Raw genomic sequence first — 246 nt, forward strand, 5'->3', positions numbered from 1 at the left:
GACCGTGCTGACCGAGCGAGTCGGTGCCAGCCGAACGATCGGTGCCGGAAGTCCGGCGCGTACCGACGCTGAGCTGTGCCGAAGTTCGCCGCGTTCGTCGAGGTCCGGAAAGCGATCGGGGCGAAGCAAGCCGCCGGTTCGCGGTGGGCGGTGGGATGACGAGGAGTTATCCGAGGCGGTGGAGTCCGATCCCGAGGTTTCCACCGAGGCGGCCAGGTCCGATCTCGAGGATGATGAGGACCGGGC

Annotated in this window: 1 protein-coding gene; it reads left to right on the plus strand. The window is 67.9% G+C overall.

What is annotated here, in order from left to right:
- Window positions 1-246: hypothetical protein (locus ON44_RS52070; protein ID WP_040697909.1), on the plus strand; the 246-nt coding region annotated here is incomplete at both ends.

Origin of the sequence: Nocardia vinacea NBRC 16497 (assembly GCF_000308835.1) — a bacterium.
Classification (GTDB): Bacteria; Actinomycetota; Actinomycetes; order Mycobacteriales; family Mycobacteriaceae; genus Nocardia; species Nocardia vinacea.